Annotated in this window: 12 protein-coding genes; 8 read left to right on the forward strand and 4 right to left on the reverse strand. The window is 33.6% G+C overall.

What is annotated here, in order from left to right; genetic code table 11:
- Positions 1–53: 53 nt before the first annotated feature.
- From L1276_RS09910 to L1276_RS09925, 4 genes are all read left to right on the forward strand, one after another.
- On the forward strand, positions 54–2,555 hold the full coding sequence (locus L1276_RS09910) for a DUF5686 and carboxypeptidase-like regulatory domain-containing protein (RefSeq protein WP_253787305.1): 2,502 nt from the start codon (positions 54–56) through the stop codon (positions 2,553–2,555).
- Positions 2,556–2,814: 259 nt separating this feature from the next.
- Positions 2,815–3,414 (forward strand): DNA-3-methyladenine glycosylase, encoded by a 600-nt coding sequence (locus L1276_RS09915; RefSeq protein WP_253787307.1) that lies wholly within the window; start codon positions 2,815–2,817, stop codon positions 3,412–3,414.
- A 132-nt stretch (positions 3,415–3,546) separates the two neighbouring features.
- On the forward strand, positions 3,547–4,077 hold the full coding sequence (locus L1276_RS09920) for an inorganic diphosphatase (RefSeq protein ID WP_253787309.1): 531 nt from the start codon (positions 3,547–3,549) through the stop codon (positions 4,075–4,077).
- Positions 4,078–4,190: 113 nt separating this feature from the next.
- Positions 4,191–6,710 carry a sodium-translocating pyrophosphatase gene (locus L1276_RS09925; protein ID WP_253787317.1) on the forward strand — a complete coding sequence of 840 codons (2,520 nt, stop codon included), beginning with the start codon at positions 4,191–4,193 and terminating at the stop codon, positions 6,708–6,710.
- A gap of 107 nt (positions 6,711–6,817) precedes the next feature.
- Here L1276_RS09925 and L1276_RS09930 read toward each other — a convergent pair whose 3' ends face one another.
- Together L1276_RS09930 and L1276_RS09935 are read right to left on the reverse strand one after the other, a co-directional pair.
- Entirely contained in the window at positions 6,818–7,432 is a 615-nt protein-coding gene (locus tag L1276_RS09930) for a deoxynucleoside kinase (RefSeq protein ID WP_253787319.1), read from the reverse strand.
- On the reverse strand, positions 7,432–8,235 hold the full coding sequence (locus tag L1276_RS09935) for a hypothetical protein (RefSeq protein WP_253787321.1): 804 nt from the start codon (positions 8,233–8,235) through the stop codon (positions 7,432–7,434). The genes L1276_RS09930 and L1276_RS09935 overlap by 1 nt, the downstream gene beginning before the upstream one ends.
- 233 nt (positions 8,236–8,468) lie before the next feature.
- Between L1276_RS09935 and L1276_RS09940 the strand changes: the two genes are divergently transcribed.
- The 4 genes from L1276_RS09940 to L1276_RS09955 all read left to right on the forward strand — a co-directional run bounded on the left by L1276_RS09940 (position 8,469) and on the right by L1276_RS09955 (position 16,088).
- On the forward strand, positions 8,469–9,356 hold the full coding sequence (locus L1276_RS09940; RefSeq protein WP_253787323.1) for a GLPGLI family protein: 888 nt from the start codon (positions 8,469–8,471) through the stop codon (positions 9,354–9,356).
- A gap of 75 nt (positions 9,357–9,431) precedes the next feature.
- Positions 9,432–12,119, forward strand: a complete 2,688-nt coding sequence (locus tag L1276_RS09945; RefSeq protein ID WP_253787325.1) for a carboxypeptidase-like regulatory domain-containing protein — start codon at positions 9,432–9,434, stop codon at positions 12,117–12,119.
- A gap of 93 nt (positions 12,120–12,212) precedes the next feature.
- Positions 12,213–14,468, forward strand: coding sequence for a hypothetical protein (locus L1276_RS09950; RefSeq protein WP_253787327.1), 2,256 nt, complete (start codon positions 12,213–12,215; stop codon positions 14,466–14,468).
- Positions 14,469–14,630: 162 nt separating this feature from the next.
- Positions 14,631–16,088, forward strand: coding sequence for a M28 family metallopeptidase (locus tag L1276_RS09955; protein WP_253787329.1), 1,458 nt, complete (start codon positions 14,631–14,633; stop codon positions 16,086–16,088).
- Between the two features lie 53 nt (positions 16,089–16,141).
- On the opposite strand, the gene L1276_RS09960 is transcribed toward L1276_RS09955, so the two are convergent.
- Together L1276_RS09960 and metK are read right to left on the reverse strand one after the other, a co-directional pair.
- Positions 16,142–17,917 carry a DUF4153 domain-containing protein gene (locus L1276_RS09960; protein ID WP_253787331.1) on the reverse strand — a complete coding sequence of 592 codons (1,776 nt, stop codon included), beginning with the start codon at positions 17,915–17,917 and terminating at the stop codon, positions 16,142–16,144.
- 136 nt (positions 17,918–18,053) lie between these two features.
- A complete protein-coding gene (gene metK, locus L1276_RS09965) occupies positions 18,054–19,304 on the reverse strand; it encodes a methionine adenosyltransferase (RefSeq protein ID WP_253787333.1) in 1,251 nt (416 codons plus the stop codon).
- Positions 19,305–19,604: the final 300 nt, after the last annotated feature.

Below are 19,604 nucleotides of genomic sequence, written 5' to 3' on the forward strand. Positions count from 1 at the left end.
ACAAAACTTCATCATTCATAGTTAATTGATGAAGTTTTTTTTTGCCCAGACAAATGAAAAGAATAATTTTACTCAGCCTGTTTTTTGTATTCGCGTTTGCGGCTATTGCTACTGCACAAACTAAAGTGAGTGGAATTGTTTTGGACAAATCGAATCAGCCGGTACCTTTTGCAAATGTTGTTTTTAAAGGTTCAAACACGGGAATCGTTTCTAATGAAGACGGACGTTTTTATTTGGAATCGCCAAATACTTATACTGCTTTATTGATAAGTTCTGCGGGATTTTCAGATAAAGAAGTTCCTTTGGAAAAAGCGGTAAATTATAACTTTAAAATCGTTTTAAGCGAACCTGAAGCCTTAAGCGAAGTTGTGATTTTTACTGGAAAAACGTCAAAAAAGAATAATCCGGCAATTGATATTTTGAGAAAAATATGGGAAAGAAAACGTAAAAACGGACTTTACCAATTCAACCAATATCAAATGCAAAAGTATGAGAAGGTTGAGTTTGATATGAACACAATTGACAGTGCTTTCATGAAAAATAAACTTTTTAAAGGAATGGAGTTTGTTTTTAATCATGTTGATACTTCAGATGTTACTGGTAAAACGTATCTGCCAATTTTTATCAACGAATCAGTTTATGATGTTTACGGAGATAATAAAATAAAGAAGGTAAAAGAAAATCTTACCGGAAATAAAATGTCTGGTTTTAATGGGAATCAGCAAATTTTAGCTTTCGTAAAAGACCTTTACTCAGATTATAATATTTACGATAATCACCTTAAATTTTTTGATAAAAGTTTTACCAGCCCGCTTTCAAGAACCGGAATTGATGTTTACAATTACGTACTGAAAGACAGTGCTTATGTCGATAAAAAATGGTGTTATAATATTGTTTTTTATCCAAGACGTAAAAACGAGTTGACTTTTAAAGGAGATTTCTGGGTAAACGATACCACATTTGCCATCAAAAAGATTAATATGGGCGTTACTAAAAGCGCTAATATTAACTGGGTAAAGGATATTTATATTGAGCAGGAATTTGATGTAGAAAATGATTCTGTTTTTCTATTGACCCGCGATTATATGATGTCTGATTTTGCTTTAAATAAAAAGGAGAAATCAAAAGGAGTTTATGGAAAACGGACGACCTTGTACCGTAATCATAAATTCAACATTCAAAAACCAGAGAAATTCTATAAAGAGGAAGTCAATTTTATAGATAATGCGGTCTATGAACGACCGCCTGAATTTTGGGAAGAAAATCGTTTTGAGAAATTAAATAAAGATGAAGCGGGTATTTATAAAATGCTCGATACGTTACAAACCGTTAAGCGATTCAAGCAGTTGTACAGTCTCGTCTCGATTTTAGGGAGCGGTTATGTCGAGTTTAAGAACTTCGATTTTGGACCTATATTCTCTACATTTGGATACAACGAAGTCGAAGGATTGAGATTGAGAGCAGGAGGAAGAACGTATTTTGGACCAAATGATCCATGGCGTATTCAAGCGTATACGGCTTATGGTTTTGATGATAGTAAATTCAAATATGGAGTTTCTGGTAAATGGATGGTTGACAAAAAAAACCGAGTTATTATTTCTGGAGGAAACAGGCGCGATATTGAACAAATTGGAGCCAGTTTAACTACTACGAATGATATTTTAGGACGAAGTTTCGCATCGTCTGCCTTGTTTACAACTGGAAGTAACGGAAAGCTTACGAATATTAATTTAAGCAATGTTTCTGTTGAAATGGAACCGAAAAAGAATTTTATTGTTTCGGCAGGTTTCTCCTACAGAACATTAGAATCGGCGTCGCAAACATTTAGTTTAGATTATTATACGACTTTACCAACAGCAACAGATCCAATGGGGGTTATAAAAAGCGATGTAAAGCAGTCAGAAGCGAATATTCAGTTTGAATATATGCCAAACCGTAAAACGATTGGTTATGGTGTTGAAAGAGATTTAGTTGACAGCCCTTTTAGTCATTTCTTTGTAAACTTCAGTTATGGTCTTAAAGGAGTTTTAGACAGCGATTTTGCTTACGAAAAAATTCAGATTTTCTACAAACAGCCTATTATTATTGGGCCTTTAGGAAGATCTAATATTATTTTAGAAACAGGAAAAACATTCGGAACAATTCCGTTAGGATTAATGAGCGTAATTCCGGGAAACCAGACTTATTTTACAATCGAAAATACGTTTAGTAACCTAAATTTCTACGAATTTGTAACAGATCAATACACTACTTTGCAGTGGAATCATGATTTTGGCGGAAGATTGTTTGCCAGAGTTCCATTCATGAGAAAATTAAATTGGAGAGAATTTATAGGAGTTAGAGCCGTTCATGGAACTATTTCAAAAGCCAATCGTGAAATAAACGCTTCAGGGCTTCCTTATAATGCACCAGAAAATGTGTATTGGGAATATAATGCCGGGATTGGAAACATCTTTAAAGTTTTCCGACTTGATTTTTCGTGGAGAGGAAATTATTTAGATATGCCCGATGCTCATAAATTTGCAATAAAAGGATCTTTCGGATTTTATTTCTAATTATATAAGGTACAAAGGTTCAAAGTTACAAAGTCGCAAAGGTTTAAAATCTTTGCGATTTTTTTATGTTTGATGTTTTTTTGCCCACAGATTTTACGGATTTATGCTGATAAGCACAGATTAATAATTTCAGACAAAAAAAATAAATCTGCTTAAACCTGTTTTAATCAGTAAAATCTGCGGGCAAAAAACTTAGCGACTCTGCGCCTTTGTGAGATTCTTTTTTATTTAATTTTGAAATTGACTTAAAAAATATCTTATGAAGGAAGCCATCGATTTTCTAATCAATAAAAACCCAGTATTTCGGGAAATAATCGAAAAATACGGGCTTCCGCCAATACCAAAGCGTCCGCAGGGATTTGAAACTCTGGTGTTGTTAATTCTCGAGCAGCAAGTTTCTATCGATTCGGCGAAAGCCACATTCTTAAAAATAAAAGCCTATACAACCTGCAACCCTGAAAGTATGGCGATTTTGCCGGACGAAGAATATAGAAGTCTTGGTGTAAGCCGACAAAAAACAAAATACATCAAGATTTTAGCAGAAGCCATTTTAAACAAAGAACTCGATGTAGAAAGTCTGGCTTCAAAATCGGCAAAACAAGTTCGCGAAGAGCTAATCAAATTAAAAGGAATCGGAAACTGGACAATTGATATCTATTTAATGTTCTGTCTTCAGGAGCCGGATTTGATTCCGCTGGGCGATATTGCAGTTGTAAATACGATCAAAGAATTGCTGGATATTCATGACAAACAGGAAATGGAAATCCATGCAGAACAATGGAGTCCGTACCGATCTTATGCAGCATATTTGCTCTGGCATTATTACTTAAATAAGCGAAATAGGAAAATTACATATTAACTGTCTGTTATATAAAAAGAAAAGTATATTAATTAATGTATAAATACACAGATTAATATACTTTTTTCATTGTAAAAAAGGATTGTTTAGTTACTTTTGCAGTCGAAATTATAGATATAATAAAAAACGAAAATGACCGCAGACAAACTAACAACTTTCGATGTATTAATCGAAATACCAAGAGGAAGCAGAAATAAATATGAGTACGATTTTGAAATCAAAAGAATGCGTTTCGACAGAATGTTGTTCTCTTCAATGATGTACCCTGCAGATTACGGATTTATTCCAGAAACTTTAGCTCTTGACGGTGACCCTCTTGATGTATTGGTTTTAGTAAACGAACCAACTTTTCCTGGATGTGTTATGGAAGTAAAACCAATTGGTGTTTTCCATATGGCAGATGATAAAGGACCAGACGAAAAAATCATTTGTGTACCAGTTTCAGATCCAATCTGGAATTCATTAAATGACCTTTCAGATATTAATGGACACTTATTGAAAGAAATCGAGCATTTCTTCCAGGTTTACAAAGATCTTGAAAACAAACAAGTAGATGTTGAAGGTTGGGGAGACGTTAACGAAGCGTTCGCAATTATTGCTGAATGTACAAAGCGTTTTGATGATATTGAAAATAAACCAGCTGGATTATTTAGCATTAAATAATTTTAACCTTATTCTATTATAAAAAAAGCAATACTGCCGTCAGGAGTATTGCTTTTTTGTTTAAATTCGTTTCAGTTAGATTGTTGACTATTAACCAAAACCATTAAAATATTATGAATGCATTTATGATTTATCTGCCAATTGTTATGGCAGTTTTAGGATTACTTTTCATGGGAATAAAAAGGACTTGGGTTTTAAAACAAGACGCTGGAGATGGTAAAATGAAAGAGATTTCAGATTACATCTATGAAGGAGCCTTAGCCTTTCTAAAAGCCGAATATAAACTATTAACCATCTTTGTAATTATTGCGAGCTTAGCTTTGGCAGGAATTACATTTATTCCGGGAGTAAAAACCCATTTATTAATTGTAATTGCATTTATTTTTGGGGCATTATTTTCTGCTTATGCCGGAAATATTGGAATGAAAATAGCAACTAAAACAAACGTAAGAACCACTCAGGCAGCACGTACAAGTTTACCTCAGGCTTTAAAAGTGTCTTTTGGCGGCGGTACCGTAATGGGTTTAGGCGTTGCAGGTTTAGCAGTGTTAGGTTTAACAGCCTTTTTTATAATTTTCTTTAATTTATTCTCTGATGGAGTCTGGAAGGACACTGAAACAATGACGGTGGTTTTAGAAACATTAGCAGGATTTTCGCTTGGTGCAGAATCAATTGCGTTGTTTGCCAGAGTTGGAGGCGGAATTTACACTAAGGCAGCCGATGTTGGTGCCGATTTAGTGGGTAAAGTAGAAGCAGGAATTCCGGAAGATGATCCTCGTAATCCTGCAACAATTGCAGATAACGTTGGAGATAATGTAGGAGACGTTGCCGGCATGGGGGCAGATTTGTTTGGTTCGTATGTGGCAACTGTTTTAGCAGCAATGGTGCTGGGGAATTATGTTATTAAAGACATGGGTGGCAGTATCAATGATGCTTTTGGCGGTATTGGTCCAATTTTACTGCCAATGACAATTGCCGGTTTCGGAATTATATTTTCGATTATCGGAACACTTTTAGTGAAAATTTCAGATGATAATGCAAAAGAAGCACAGGTACAGAAAGCGTTAAATATAGGAAACTGGTTTTCTATTGTTTTAACAGCTGTGGCTTGCTTCTTCTTAGTACAGTATATGCTTCCTGAAACGATGCAGATGAGTTTCTTTGGGGAAGGATCAAAGGCGATCTCATCAATGCGTGTTTTCTACGCTACATTAGTAGGATTAATTGTTGGCGGTGCCATTTCATCAGTAACAGAATATTATACCGGATTAGGAACAAAACCAGTTATGGCTATCGTTCAAAAATCATCAACAGGAGCGGGAACAAACGTAATTGCAGGTTTAGCAACGGGAATGATTTCGACTTTTCCAACCGTATTATTGTTTGCGGCGGCAATCTGGATTTCTTATGCTTTAGCAGGATTTTACGGAGTAGCTTTAGCGGCTTCGGCAATGATGGCAACCACAGCAATGCAATTAGCTATTGATGCTTTCGGACCAATCTCTGATAACGCAGGAGGGATCGCAGAAATGAGCGAATTGCCAAAAGAAGTTCGTACCAGAACCGATATTTTAGATTCAGTTGGAAACACAACTGCTGCAACCGGAAAAGGATTTGCCATTGCTTCTGCAGCCTTGACCTCATTAGCTTTATTTGCAGCATATGTAACCTTTACAGGAATTGACGGAATTAATATTTTTAAAGCACCTGTTTTAGCAATGTTATTTGTAGGCGGAATGATTCCGGTAGTTTTCTCTGCTTTAGCGATGAATTCTGTTGGAAAAGCAGCGATGGATATGGTTTACGAAGTGCGCCGTCAGTTCAAGGAAATTCCGGGAATTATGGAAGGAACAGGAAAACCTGAATATGGAAAATGTGTTGAGATTTCTACAAAAGCCGCTTTGCGCGAAATGATGCTTCCGGGAATCCTAACAATTGGTTTTCCTATTGTAATTGTGCTTTTAGGAAAGTTAGTTTACTCAGATAATAATCAGTTAATTGCCGAAATGTTAGGAGGATATATGGCTGGAGTTACGGTTTCTGGAGTTCTTTGGGCCGTTTTTCAAAACAATGCAGGAGGCGCTTGGGACAATGCTAAAAAATCTTTTGAAGCCGGAGTTATGATCAATGGCGAAATGACATACAAAGGTTCTGATGCGCATAAAGCAGCCGTAACCGGAGATACAGTTGGAGATCCGTTTAAAGATACATCCGGACCTTCAATGAACATCTTAATTAAATTAACGTGTTTAATAGGATTGGTAATTGCACCAATTTTAGGATCAGGACATTCTTCATCAAATATTGCTTCTAAAGCTTCTTGCTGTGCTAAAACAGAAATGCATGCAGGAGTTTCTAAATGTGGTGATATGTCTGGAATGACAAAAGAAGAATGTATTAAAATGTGTAAAGAGAAAGGCTGTTCACCAGAAGAAACAGCAAAATGCCTGGCTCATTTTGATGCAGCTGGAGAACATTCTCATACTAAAAGCGAATCAGTTCGTGTTGAAGTAAAAAATATAGATGGAAAAACTACTGGAACTGTTACTAAAACAGAAAATGGTAAAACAACTACAGAAGTTTTCGAAGGAACAGAAGAAGAAGTTTTGGCTAAAGTAGAAGCTGCAAAATAATAACTTTGTCAAAGTTTTAAGCTTTAACAACGTTTCTTAAAACCGAAAATGCCTCTAAAATAATTTAGAGGCATTTTTTATTTCGTTAAATTTGTGTAATTCCTGTTTTAAAACAATCCGTTTAGTTCCGCATCAATTCTATTAATGATGTCTCCTAAATCTTCGGGATTATCTACAAAATTAATGTTGTCAACATCAATAATTAGTAATTTTCCTTTTGTATAAGTCTGAATCCATGCTTCGTATCTTTCGTTCAGACGGCTTAAATAATCAATAGAAATTGAGTTTTCGTATTCACGGCCGCGTTTGTGAATTTGTCCAACCAAATTAGGAATAGAACTTCTTAAATAAATCAATAAATCAGGTGCTTTTACCAACGACTCCATTAATTCGAATAAAGACGTGTAATTTTCAAAATCACGGCTTGTCATTAATCCCATTGCATATAAATTGGGAGCAAAAATATAAGCATCTTCATAAATCGTTCTGTCCTGAATGATTTTTTTTCCGCTTTCGCGAATTTGCTGTACCTGACGAAAACGGCTGTTCAGGAAATAAATCTGTAAATTAAATGACCAGCGTTCCATTTGATGATAAAAATCGTCTAAGTACGGATTATCAACTACATCTTCATAATGAGGCTCCCATTTAAAATGTTTGGCTAATAATTTAGTTAATGTAGTTTTTCCTGCGCCTATATTTCCTGCTATTGCTATGTGCATTACGGTGTTACGATTTTATAATTTACAATTTCTTTGATTGTAAAAATAGATAAAATTTGGTCTTTGTAATAGTATTTGTCAAACGTTTTTTCTAAAATTTCAATTTCTGAAATTGTGTTGGTATTTTCTCTCAAATACAATGAGTTAGCTTTGTTGAAAATGTATTTTTGAGACGAAATTATTTCAATTTTATCAAAATCCGGAAGGTTTCCTAAACTTGAAATTTTCCCAAAAATATCACAAGAAAACCAATTGTTTTTTTTATCAATCCAAAAGAAAGTATTAAAGTCGGTTTGGTAATATTTTATGCTTTCGGTTAACGGAATAGAAACCGTTTTGTACTCATTTTTTAAATAATCAAAAAGTCCAATCTGCTGATTTAAGGTGTTAAAAATCCAAAGCTGATTTTGAGTCGACATTCCAATCGCGCTCACCACTATAGGAATTGCATTTTGCGAAAAATTAATCTCGGTCATTTTATTCAGTTGATTATCTAAAAGAACAACGCTGTTAAAGTCTTCATAGAACAATACTATTTTAAGCGGATTCTGAATGTCGACCTTTGTAATATTTCCCAAAGAAACATTTTTGTATTCGAAAATTTCCCTTCCTTTTATTTTGCTGAAAATATTGTTTTTTATCTGATAAGAATATCCAAAAGAATCATAACCAATAAATTCATCAGTGTCAGTTTTGAATTTTGAAATTAAAACAGGATTTATTTTTTGGCTTTGCCCAAAAACAATTGAGGAAGAGCATGCGATAAACAGCAATACTAAAATTTGACGCAGCGTTTTACTCATAAATTAATAATTTCGAATAGCCAAAGTACAAAAACTGCAGGAAAGAAGACTTTTAAATTAGAGTTTTAGGCCATATTTGTATTTAAACCTTTCCAAATTCTAATAGTCTTACAAACATACTGTTTTGTCGATAGCATTTTGGCATTAATATATTTAACTTTCAGGATCTTAAAATTAATAATAAATTTGAATGTAAGTTTTACCAGACTTTACATCCTTTTAAAATTCAACACATGAAAAAATTAACATATTTGCTTTTAGTACTTGTCTTTAGTCAGGTTCAGGCACAAAAAGATTTTCAGGGAATGGCTGTTTACGAATCTAAAACTCAGACTCCTAAATTTGAAGGAATGAGGGCAGGAAATCGTGATATAACGCCCGAAATGCAAAAAACGATGGAAGAGCGAATGAAAAAAATGCTGGAGAAAACGTTTGTTTTAAATTTTGATAAAACAGCTTCAATTTATAAAGAAGAAGAAAAATTAGATACTCCGGGACAACAAGGCGGAGGTATGCGAATGATGATGAACTCCATGATGGGAGGCGGCGGCACTTTTTATAAAGATGTTAAAACCAAATCGTATACAGTTGATAAGGAATTTATGGGGAAAGAATTTCTGGTTGTAGATTCTCTGCCAAAATTAAACTGGAAACTGGAACAGGAAACCAAACAAATCGGCGGGTACAATTGTTTTAAGGCGACAGCTGTAAAAGAAGCCAGCAAAACCGATTTTAGAAATTTCAGACCTAAAAATAATGACGATAAAAAAGATGAGGTAAAAAAGACTTCGGGAGATACAAAAACCAATTTTGAAGACAATTTCGAAATTCCGAAAGAAATTGTTGTTACGGCTTGGTATACGCCGGAGATTCCTGTTAATCAGGGGCCGGAAAATTATTGGGGACTTCCGGGTTTGATTTTGGAAGTTAACGACGGAAAAACAACAATTTTATGTTCTAAAATCGTTCTAAATGCTAAAGATAAAGTTGAGATAAAACCATCTAAAAAAGGAAAAGTAATTTCTCAGAAAGAGTATGATGCAACGGTAATTAAAAAAATGGAAGAGTTTAGAGAAATGAACCGCGGACGTGCCGGAGGACCACCGCCAATGGGAAGATAAATTTATAAAATACTAAAGTTTAAAATTGCTTCGTCTCTTCGCGATTCCGCAGGTCCAAATTTCAATATTTTCATAATGAATAAAACACTTTTTATTTTTGCCTTACTTTTTACTTCTATATGCTTTTCTCAAAGTGTTCGTTTTGATGGTTTTATTCAGGATGAGCAGAAAAATCCGTTGGAAATGGCCAATATTATGGCGGTTAACAATACTACAAAAGCAATGGATTCGTACGGAATTACCAATGATAAAGGAAAATTTCAGCTGACTTTAAAACCTAATACTTCTTATACGGTTAAAGTAAGTTATTTGGGAATGAAATCGAAAGAAATTGCCGTTTCGGTCAAAACAGAGAATATCGTTCAAAACATTATTATGGACGGTGCAGGAATTGAACTTGAAGGAGTTGAAATCGTTCGCGAAATGCCGGTTTCTATAAAAGGCGACACGATTATTTACAATGCCGATTCTTTTAAATCGGGTACTGAAAAAAAGCTGGAAGATGTTTTGAAAAAACTTCCGGGCGTTGAGGTGAACGCCGATGGTGAAATTGAGGTTGAAGGAAAAAAAGTGAGTAAATTAATGGTTGAAGGAAAAGATTTTTTTGACGGCGATACCAAACTCGGAGTTAAAAACATTCCTGCCGATGCGATTGATAAAATTCAGGTTTTAAGAAATTACAACGAAATAAGTGCATTAAAAGGTCTCGAAAACGATCAGGATAATGTGGCCATGAATATTAAACTGAAAGAAGGCAAAAAGAACTTTTGGTTTGGAGACGTTACTGCCGGAATTGGAGTGGCAGAATTAGACAGCCGTTACATCATCAATCCGAAGTTGTTTTATTACAGCCCAAAATACAGTATTAATTTAATTACCAATTTTAATAATATTGGAGAACTGCCTCTTACAGCGCAGGATTATTTTAAGTTTACGGGCGGCTTTAAGAATATGATGAAAAAGGGCGGGAGTAATTTTAATGTTTCTTCAAATGATCTAGGAATTTCGGTTTTAAGAAACAACAGAGCCAAAGAAATTGAAACCAAATTTGGCGCGACAAATTTCTCTTATTCTCCAACAAAAACATGGAATATAAGCGGTTTTGGAATTCTTTCGACTTCAAAAACTGATTTAGAAACCAAATCTCAAACCACGATTCTTGATTCTGGAGACCAGCAGAAAAGAGATGAATTAACGCATCAAAAAAATAACTTAGGGCTTTTTAAATTAAGTTCTACTTATAAACCAAATGATAAATTTCAGTTTGATTATGATATCCTGACTAAATTGTCAAAACAAGAAGAAAATACAGATTTGCTTCGTGAATCTATTGTCAGCAATGTTTCGGATGTTGAAACTATTTTAACAGATAAAAAGCAAGATCCAACTTCAATAAATCAAAATTTAAGTTTGTATTATACACAAAGCGCTAAAAATATTTTTGCCTTTGAAATGCAGCATTTATATCAGGATGAAAATCCGTTTTATAATGCCAATCTGAGAACACAACCTTTTGTTTTGTCTGACTATACAATGGGGCAGCAAAGAAATGATTTGAACCAGAATCGCTTTGTAAAAACCAATAAAATCGATGCAAAATTGGATTACTATTATATGGTAACTCCAAAAAGCAACATCAATATTACTTTTGGAAATACGTATTCGTATCAAAATTTCAATTCTCATATATTCCAAATTTTGGATAATGGAGATAGAAATGATTTAGAAACACCTGAAAATAATAACAATGTGAATTACAGTTTTGATGATGTTTTTATGGGCTTTCATTATAAAATTCTAACCGGAAAATTCACTTTCACGCCGGGGGTCAGCGTACATTCTTACGCTATGAAAAACACACAGCTGGGAACAGATTATTCTCAAAATTTCACGAAAGTTTTACCTGATTTTTTCGCTTTGTATCAAATCAAAAAATCAGAAACGCTGACGTATAATTTCTCTTTAACGAATGATTTTACAGATATTAATCAGTTAGCAGCCGGATATGTATTATCTGATTACAGCAGTCTTTTTCGCGGAAATCGTTTTTTAGAAAATGCAACATCGCAAGTTCATACACTTCGTTATTTCAAATACAATATGTTCAATTTCGAGAACATTTTTGCCAATGCAGTGTACACTAAAAAAGTAGATGCAATTAAAACAAAAGCTGATTTTGAAGGAATTAATCAGTCATCATCTCCATACAATTCCAATTTGGCCGATGAAACTTTCAGCGGAATGGGAACGTACGGACGTTCTTTCCTGAAAAATTATAAATCATCAGCAGCCGCAAGTTTAAACTGGTCAAAATTCAATAACATTCAAAACGATAAATTAGCGACAACAGAGAGTTTTGTACAGAGTTATACTGTTAGAGCTTCAACAAATTATAAAAATCTGCCTAATATTGAGTTTGGTTATAATCTTTTGGTTAATAAATACAGCGGTTCTACCTTTTATACAGATAAGCCTTTTGCCAGATTGGACTATTATTTTTTGGATAGTTTTTCTTTTGTTTCAGAATATGAATTCTACCATTATTATAATGGAAATAAAACAGTAGATAACGAATACGATTTTTTAAGTGCCAGTTTAATTTATCAAAAGAAAAACAGCAAATGGGAATATAAAATCTCGGCAACCAATTTATTAAATACAAAATATCTTAACGACGACAACTTTTCACAATTCTCTACAAGAGTTTCACAATATACTGTACAGCCGCGTTATATCATATTTTCTATGAAATATAATTTGTAGTATTTTAATTGCAAATATTGTGATTTTTTATGATTTGTTTAGGTAAGAATCAAATATCTTTGTGTTATATTAATAATAACAAAAACTGTACTCATGCGCAATTTTATTTGGAGTTTGTCACTCCTTCTTGCCGGAATGTCTGTTTCTTTTGCTCAAACAAATGGCATCGAAAAGGGAACCTATTTATCTACAAATAAGGGAGGAAAGATCAAATTAAATTTATTGGATGATAATAAATATGAATTGGTTTTTTATTCGGGAGGTTACAATATTAAAGGCGATTCGCTTATCTTCTTAAAAAATACGAAAGCTGTAAATAGATTTGATCTTTCTTTTGGTAAAGATAAAAAAGCCAAAAAGATTAAAATTAAATTTTTAAATCCTTCATATTATTCATTTTACATAGGAACTCAAAAAGGTTCTGAAATGGTTCAATACCAGAGAGTTTCAGATATTAAAACGAAAATAGATCCAAACTGGAATACAACAGATTTAGATTTTGAAATAGATAAAACGGATTTTCTGTATCTGGTTTATGAAGATTATGATGGAAAAAGTGATGTAAGTAAATATGCATTGCCTAAAGATGTTTCGGAAATAACAATTAACTACGATCTTGCGGTTCTAAATGATTTAAATCTTACAGGTATTTATGATAGAAAAACAAACGAGTTAAAAGTTTCTGAACAATCAGGAAAAGATCCTTTAGTATTTGTAAATGAAAAAAATCCGATTACTGAAAAAGCTCCAACAGTTGTTCCTCTTGAAAATCAAACCCTGACAAATTGGACTTATCCTGGTAAAAGTTCTTATTATGGCGGTGCAGTTTCAGACAGTATATATAATAGTTTGCCAATCGATAGTGTGGCAGTATCCGTAGTAGATTATCCGGTTGACACAGCGAGTTTTTACTCACAGTACAATTTTAAACTAAAAATTGAAAGCAGTTTAAACAAGGCATTAACAGCAACAAAAGGAACCGCTAATAATAAGTTTTTAGTTGTTTATTATAACAGTAATAAAACAGCAAAAGAAAGTTTTGATGCTTTTGTAAAAGATCAGGAAACACAGACTGGATATAATATGTATGATAAATACAATGCCCAGTATGACGTTTACAATTATTATCTGGCTGGATCCGATGATAAAAAGTGGCTGAAAAATAATAAGATTACCAATGACCCAAGTATACTTGTTTTGAATAGAAACGGAGATATATTGGCCTCTGCAAAATCAGATTTAACATCAAAGCAATATCAGTTTAGTTATTACGGGGATTTTTATCGTAAGCTGTTGCGCGCAGATGCCTTTCTTTCTATTGATAAAACCCTGAAAAATAAAAAAGCGTCAGATGCTGATTTGGTTCAGGCTTTTAATAAAGCGGCTTTACTGGAAACATCATACGATTATGATTCAGATTATACCGTAGATGATCCTAGTGAGTTTATAATTTCGAAAACAACATTAGATAAAAAAGAAGTAGCCCAAGCCTGGAAAAAATTGATTGAGACGCATCAAAAAGATAAAAAACCAGCTATGAGTTTGGTAGAAACAATCATAAAAGAAATCAAAAATCAAGGCTTTACAAAACAACTTTTTAACGAAGACAGAATCCTTAATGATACAGATTTTCTGGCGATTGATTATCTATTAAAACATTCTGACGAAATTGAAAGCAATCGCGAAGCATTCAATAGTAATGAAGCAGAAATCCATAACATAGGAAATCCTGTTTCTGAAGTTTCGAATGCATTGCAGCAAAATTTATATGCCTCTCAGGATGGAGTTACAGGAGAAATGAACAAAGAGAAAATTAATTCTGTTTATAAAAAGATTATTGCATCTGGAAAAGGAAATTTTGATGCCTACAGAAATTATTTCTATTATTTAGCGCAGCTTGAAGATAATGACGGTTCTAATACAACTTATTTAAAAGAGTTTAGTACTTATTTTGATACTACATTAGCAGGGCCAAGTGCAATTGAAAAATTAGATGCCATTTTTGCAGGATTGGATTCAAGTTCAAGTTATTCGTATGACGGATGGAGTTCATTTAAACTTTACCATTCAGATATTTGTAATAATGCAGCTTGGACTGTTGTACAGAAACCTCAAAATTCTAATTTTATTAAAGATGCTATTAAATGGTCTGAATATAGTTTAGTGATATCTAAAAACAATCCTTATTATTTAGACACTCTGGCTCAGTTATATTACAAAGACGAACAAAAAGAAAAAGCTATTGCTACTCAGACTTTGGCAGTAAAATATTTAGATCCTACAGTAGATGAACAAACGGCAGGAGATATAAAAGAAGTTTTATCTAAAATGCAGAACGGAACGTATTAAAATTCCGAGGCTTAATTTTTAATAATCCCGATCTGTTTTTTTTAAACAGGTCGGGATTTTTTTAATTGTAATGTTTCCCACTAAATTATTTTAGGTAATGATTCAAATAGAAAAGTATTTTTCTTTATAAATCATTAAGTTTGAGATATCAAATTTAAACGTATGAAAAATAAAATGATGTTGGTTTTAATTGCTAGCGGCGGAATCGCTTTTTCGCAGACAATTAAGAAACCATTAGTTTCAGCAATTACAGTTAAAGATTTAAAAACAGATATGTATCAAATGGCCGGAGATCACTTTAATGGCCGTGAAGCAGGGACTTTAGACGAATTAAAAGTGTCTATGTGGCTTGCTGAAAAAGCAAAACAGGCCGGAATGTTACCAGCCGGAGATGACGGAACTTTTTTTCAGTTTTTTGATTTGTACCGACATCAGGTTACTGCGAATACAAAATTTAAAATTGGATCTAAATCATATAAATTGTGGAATGAAGTCTTAGTTGCAGAAACAGCCAATATTAAAGTAGAAGCTCCTTTACTTTATTTAGGAGCAGCATCGAGAGAAGAAATCAATAAAGCAGATGTAAAAGGAAAAGCAGTTGTTTTATTAGCTTCAAAAGAAGGAATTCCAGAAGATATTTCTCTTTTTGAAAGACGTTATCCAGGTTATGTAAAACAAAAATATTATGAAGATCTGGCACAAAAAGGAGCAGCAGCGCTTATAATTGTTGCAGATGAATTGGGGGAAAAGAGCTGGTCGCAGGTAGAACCACAAATGACAAGAGGTGTTTACGGAATTGAAGGATACCGCGATAAAATCCCAACTCCATCCAGAATGCCTGCTTTTTGGGTTCACAGTGATCAGTTAGAGTTTTTAAAAACTACTAAAGAATTAGTGTCTGCCGAAGTAGTTTCTGAAACCTATAAATATCCATCTGTAAATGTTGTTGGAAAAGTAGAAGGAACAGATTCGAAATTAAAATCAGAATATGTTCTTTTTAGCGGGCATCAGGATCATGATGGAGTTAGGCAAAAATACGGACAGGATTCTATTTATAATGGAGCAGATGACAATGCAAGTACCTGCGTAGCAATGCTGGCCATTGCAAGAGCTTATAAAAAACAACCCGGAAAAAGAACCGCATTATTTGTTTTTCATGGTTCAGAAGAGCGAGGTTTACTAGGTTCAAGCTGGTATGCCGTACATCCAACCGTTCCTGAAAAAGATATTGTTGCCGTGCTAAATGGAGATATGATTGGAAGAAATGACCTAAATCAAGCGGCTTTGCTAGGTTCTACGTCTCCACATGAAAATTCTTCAGATTTGGTAAATATTGCTAAAAAAGCGAATGATGAAGGACCTAAATTTGAATTGGATAAACTTTGGGACAGACCAGAACATCCGGAGAACTTTTATTTCCGCTCAGATCATTTGCCGTATGCCCGTATAGGAATTCCATCAGTATTTTTTACAAGTGTTCTGCATAGTCAATACCACACGCCAATGGATGAGGCAGAGAATATAGATTACGCAAAACTCCATAAAATGACCGAATGGATGTATCGAACAGGCTGGATTTTATCAAATGATGCCAATCGTCCTCAAACGTTGAAAAAATAGAATTCAAGCATAAAAAACAAAACCCGACAAAACTAAATTTGTCGGGTTTCTTTTTATTGGTTTTTAATGCCTGCCATTACTTTTATCTGATAGTTTTTTGGAGATTTCTTATTATTTTCAATTTTACCATTGGCACTTAAATAATCTAGTAAAATAATATATTTTGAAGTTTCGATTTTTTGTTGGGCTTTCTGATCTGAATTATAACTATTTCTAAAGGTAGAATTTGTATTGATAAAATCGTTTATTTTAAGCGGAATTATATCATTATTAATTTGTAATTCCTGACCGTAATGTGTCGTTTTAGACTTAATTGAATACTTTGTATTGTTTAAAGTAATGCATTCTTTGCATTCAAATACACCATGCTGGTTTAGAATAAATGTGAAATCATAATCGTGAATGTTAGTCACAACATTATTGTCGTTTTCATAGTAATAATAACTAAAAGAATCATTCTCTTTAGTTTTTTGCTCATATTCAGATCGATACTGAAAACCTAAGCTTTCCATAATCTTGGTTGATCCGGGATCCTTGTCTTTTTTGTATAATGGTTCTAATTTTTTAGGTGCATACGGTACCATAATTTCAAAAGTGTAATTTCTGTCTAAAAAATAAACAACACTGCTTAATTCCTTCTCTTGCTCAAATGTTAGTTTTTTACCTTCGGCTTTTTGCAGATAATCTTCGAATCGTGATAGCTGGCTGTATTTTGAAACAGAATCGGCACTTTGCGGTCCAATAATCGAAAACAATCCGGCAAGACACATACTTACAGGAATGAATTTTATTTTTGGATGTTTTGAAATTAAAAAATAAGCTACAACAACCGCCAGCCAAATAGATAATAATAAAACATAATAACGCTCGTGTGTAAAACCGTAAAGATTAATTCGGTACAAAATGGCCCAAAACAATAATACTAACAACGGAATCAATAAGAAATAAAACCATCGATTGAATGTTCGCATCCATAAATTACCGCTTTCATCTGCAATAGGATGAACCAATAAAAAAGAAAGTATTCCAACGATAGCAAATGCTAAAACCAGATAAGAAACCCAGCCTACAGGAAGTGAAAGTGTAATCAGGATTTTGGTTTCATAACAAATTAATATTGCCAAATAAATAGTGATAAGAGGTAATAACACAAACTGTGTGAAATTTTTAAGTCCTTTCGGATAATTTAAGTGGAGCGGAAATTCTTTATTATTGGTGTCAGGAACGCCGCTTAAAAAGAAAATAGTATTAAAAATTCCTGCGATGAGGAAAAATAAATATCCGTAGATTTTGCTTTCAAATTCTACTTTAAACAATTGATCGACTGCTAAAATGGCTAAAGCTAAACCAGTATAAAGAACAATACTATACAACCCCGAAGTAAGAATTCGTAAAAAAAGCTGTTTATTAAATTCCCAAAATTCTTCCTGATTGTATGCTCTTGGAATAAAACCTGCAAAAGAAACCAGTAAATGCAAAGCAAGGTTGAGAACAAAAAACTGCTGCGACTCAGCATCTGAGATTTTTTCTCCAAAATTAAATACCAGGGCTATTAAGGGTAAACAGAATACCAGACTAACTATAAATCGTATGATTCTGTTTTTTTGTTTGACAGCAAAAAATAAACTTGCCGAAACAAACCAAACCAGACATAAAGAACAGCTCATTACACCTTTTAAATAAAAGTTTTCATAGCTGGAATAATCCTGTCTAATATTTAAAATAGCGAAAATAGTTCCGCAAATTGCTGTAATAGTTTCTAAAGGAAATCTCAGAATGGTTTTTTGTGTCGCATTTAGGACATTCTGTAGCGAAGGAAGTCTGCTCATTTTTTAGTCAGTTATTTTGTACTAAGGAAAGAAAATGCTGTCAAATAAACAAATAAAAAATCCCGAACTCTAAAGGAATAGAATTCGGGATTTATATATAAGTAAGACTAAAAAAAATAGCTTTAAAGCTTAAAAATTATAATCCAAATGCGGCTTTAACCTGGTCAACAAAATCAAGTTTTTCCCATGTAAACAATTCAACAGTAACCGTTTTTTCGTTTCCACCCGGAGCAGAGAAAGTTTTAGTAACTGTTTCTGGTTTACGTCCCATGTGTCCGTAAGCAGCAGTTTCACTGTAAATAGGATTTCTTAATTTTAAACGTTGTTCGATAAAGTAAGGACGCATATCGAAGATAGCTTCTACTTTTTTAGCGATTTCACCGTTAGTTAAGTTTACTTTAGAAGTTCCGTAAGTTTCAATAAAAATTCCCATTGGCTGTGCTACTCCAATAGCGTAAGATACCTGAACTAAGATTTCGTCAGCAACACCGGCAGCAACTAAGTTTTTAGCGATATGACGCGTTGCATAAGCAGCACTTCTATCTACTTTACTTGGATCTTTTCCAGAGAATGCACCACCACCGTGAGCACCTTTTCCACCGTAGGTATCAACAATAATTTTTCTTCCTGTTAAACCAGTATCTCCGTGAGGTCCTCCAATAACGAATTTTCCTGTTGGGTTAATATGGTAGTTAATTTTATCGTTAAATAAATGAGCGTGCTCTGGGTTTTTAGCGATAATTCTTGGAATCAGGATTTCGATAATATCTTTTTTGATTTTAGCAAGCATTGCAGCTTCTTCATCAAAATCATCATGCTGCGTTGAGATAACAATCGCATCAATACGAGTTGGTTTGTTATCGTCGCTGTATTCTAAAGTTACCTGAGATTTAGCATCTGGGCGTAAATAAGTGATTTCCTTGTTTTCGCGTCTTAAAATAGCTAACTCTTGTAATAATTTATGAGATAAATCTAATGCCAATGGCATGTAGTTTTCAGTTTCGTTTGTAGCGTAACCAAACATCATTCCCTGATCTCCAGCACCTTGCTCTTCTGGCTTAGCCCTGTCAACACCTTGGTTAATGTCTGCAGACTGCTCGTGAATTGCTGAAAGAATACCACAAGAATTCGCTTCAAACATATATTCACTTTTAGTATATCCAATTTTACGGATTACCTCACGTGCAATTTGTTGTACATCAAGATAAGTATTTGATTTTACTTCACCTGCTAAAATAACCTGACCTGTAGTAACCAAAGTTTCACAAGCTACTTTTGAGTCAGCGTCAAATGCCAGAAAGTTATCAATTAAAGCATCCGAAATTTGATCTGCAACTTTGTCTGGATGCCCTTCACTAACAGATTCTGACGTAAATAAATAAGCCATAATAATTTATTAAATTAACATTAAGCGAGGAAAAGTAATTGCTGAAAGTGCTAAAGGAGAGTTCCTGCTTTAGCATTTTTTACTACCGAAATCTTGGTTTCGGCATTCATAACGAACCGTTTCATTATGAAGAGGTTGCAATCAGTTCAAATTTTTCCTCTGTATTCGCGTGCAAAGGTATAAAACCATTTTGATTTGCAAATTAAAGTTCAACTTTTTTTATTTTTTATAGCAGAAATTTAACAGAAGTATAGTATTTTGATAGGGTAATAGAAAATATTTTGGTTTTTGTTTGGTCGA

Source organism: Flavobacterium sp. HSC-32F16 (genome assembly GCF_024171645.1).
Classification (GTDB): domain Bacteria; phylum Bacteroidota; class Bacteroidia; order Flavobacteriales; family Flavobacteriaceae; genus Flavobacterium.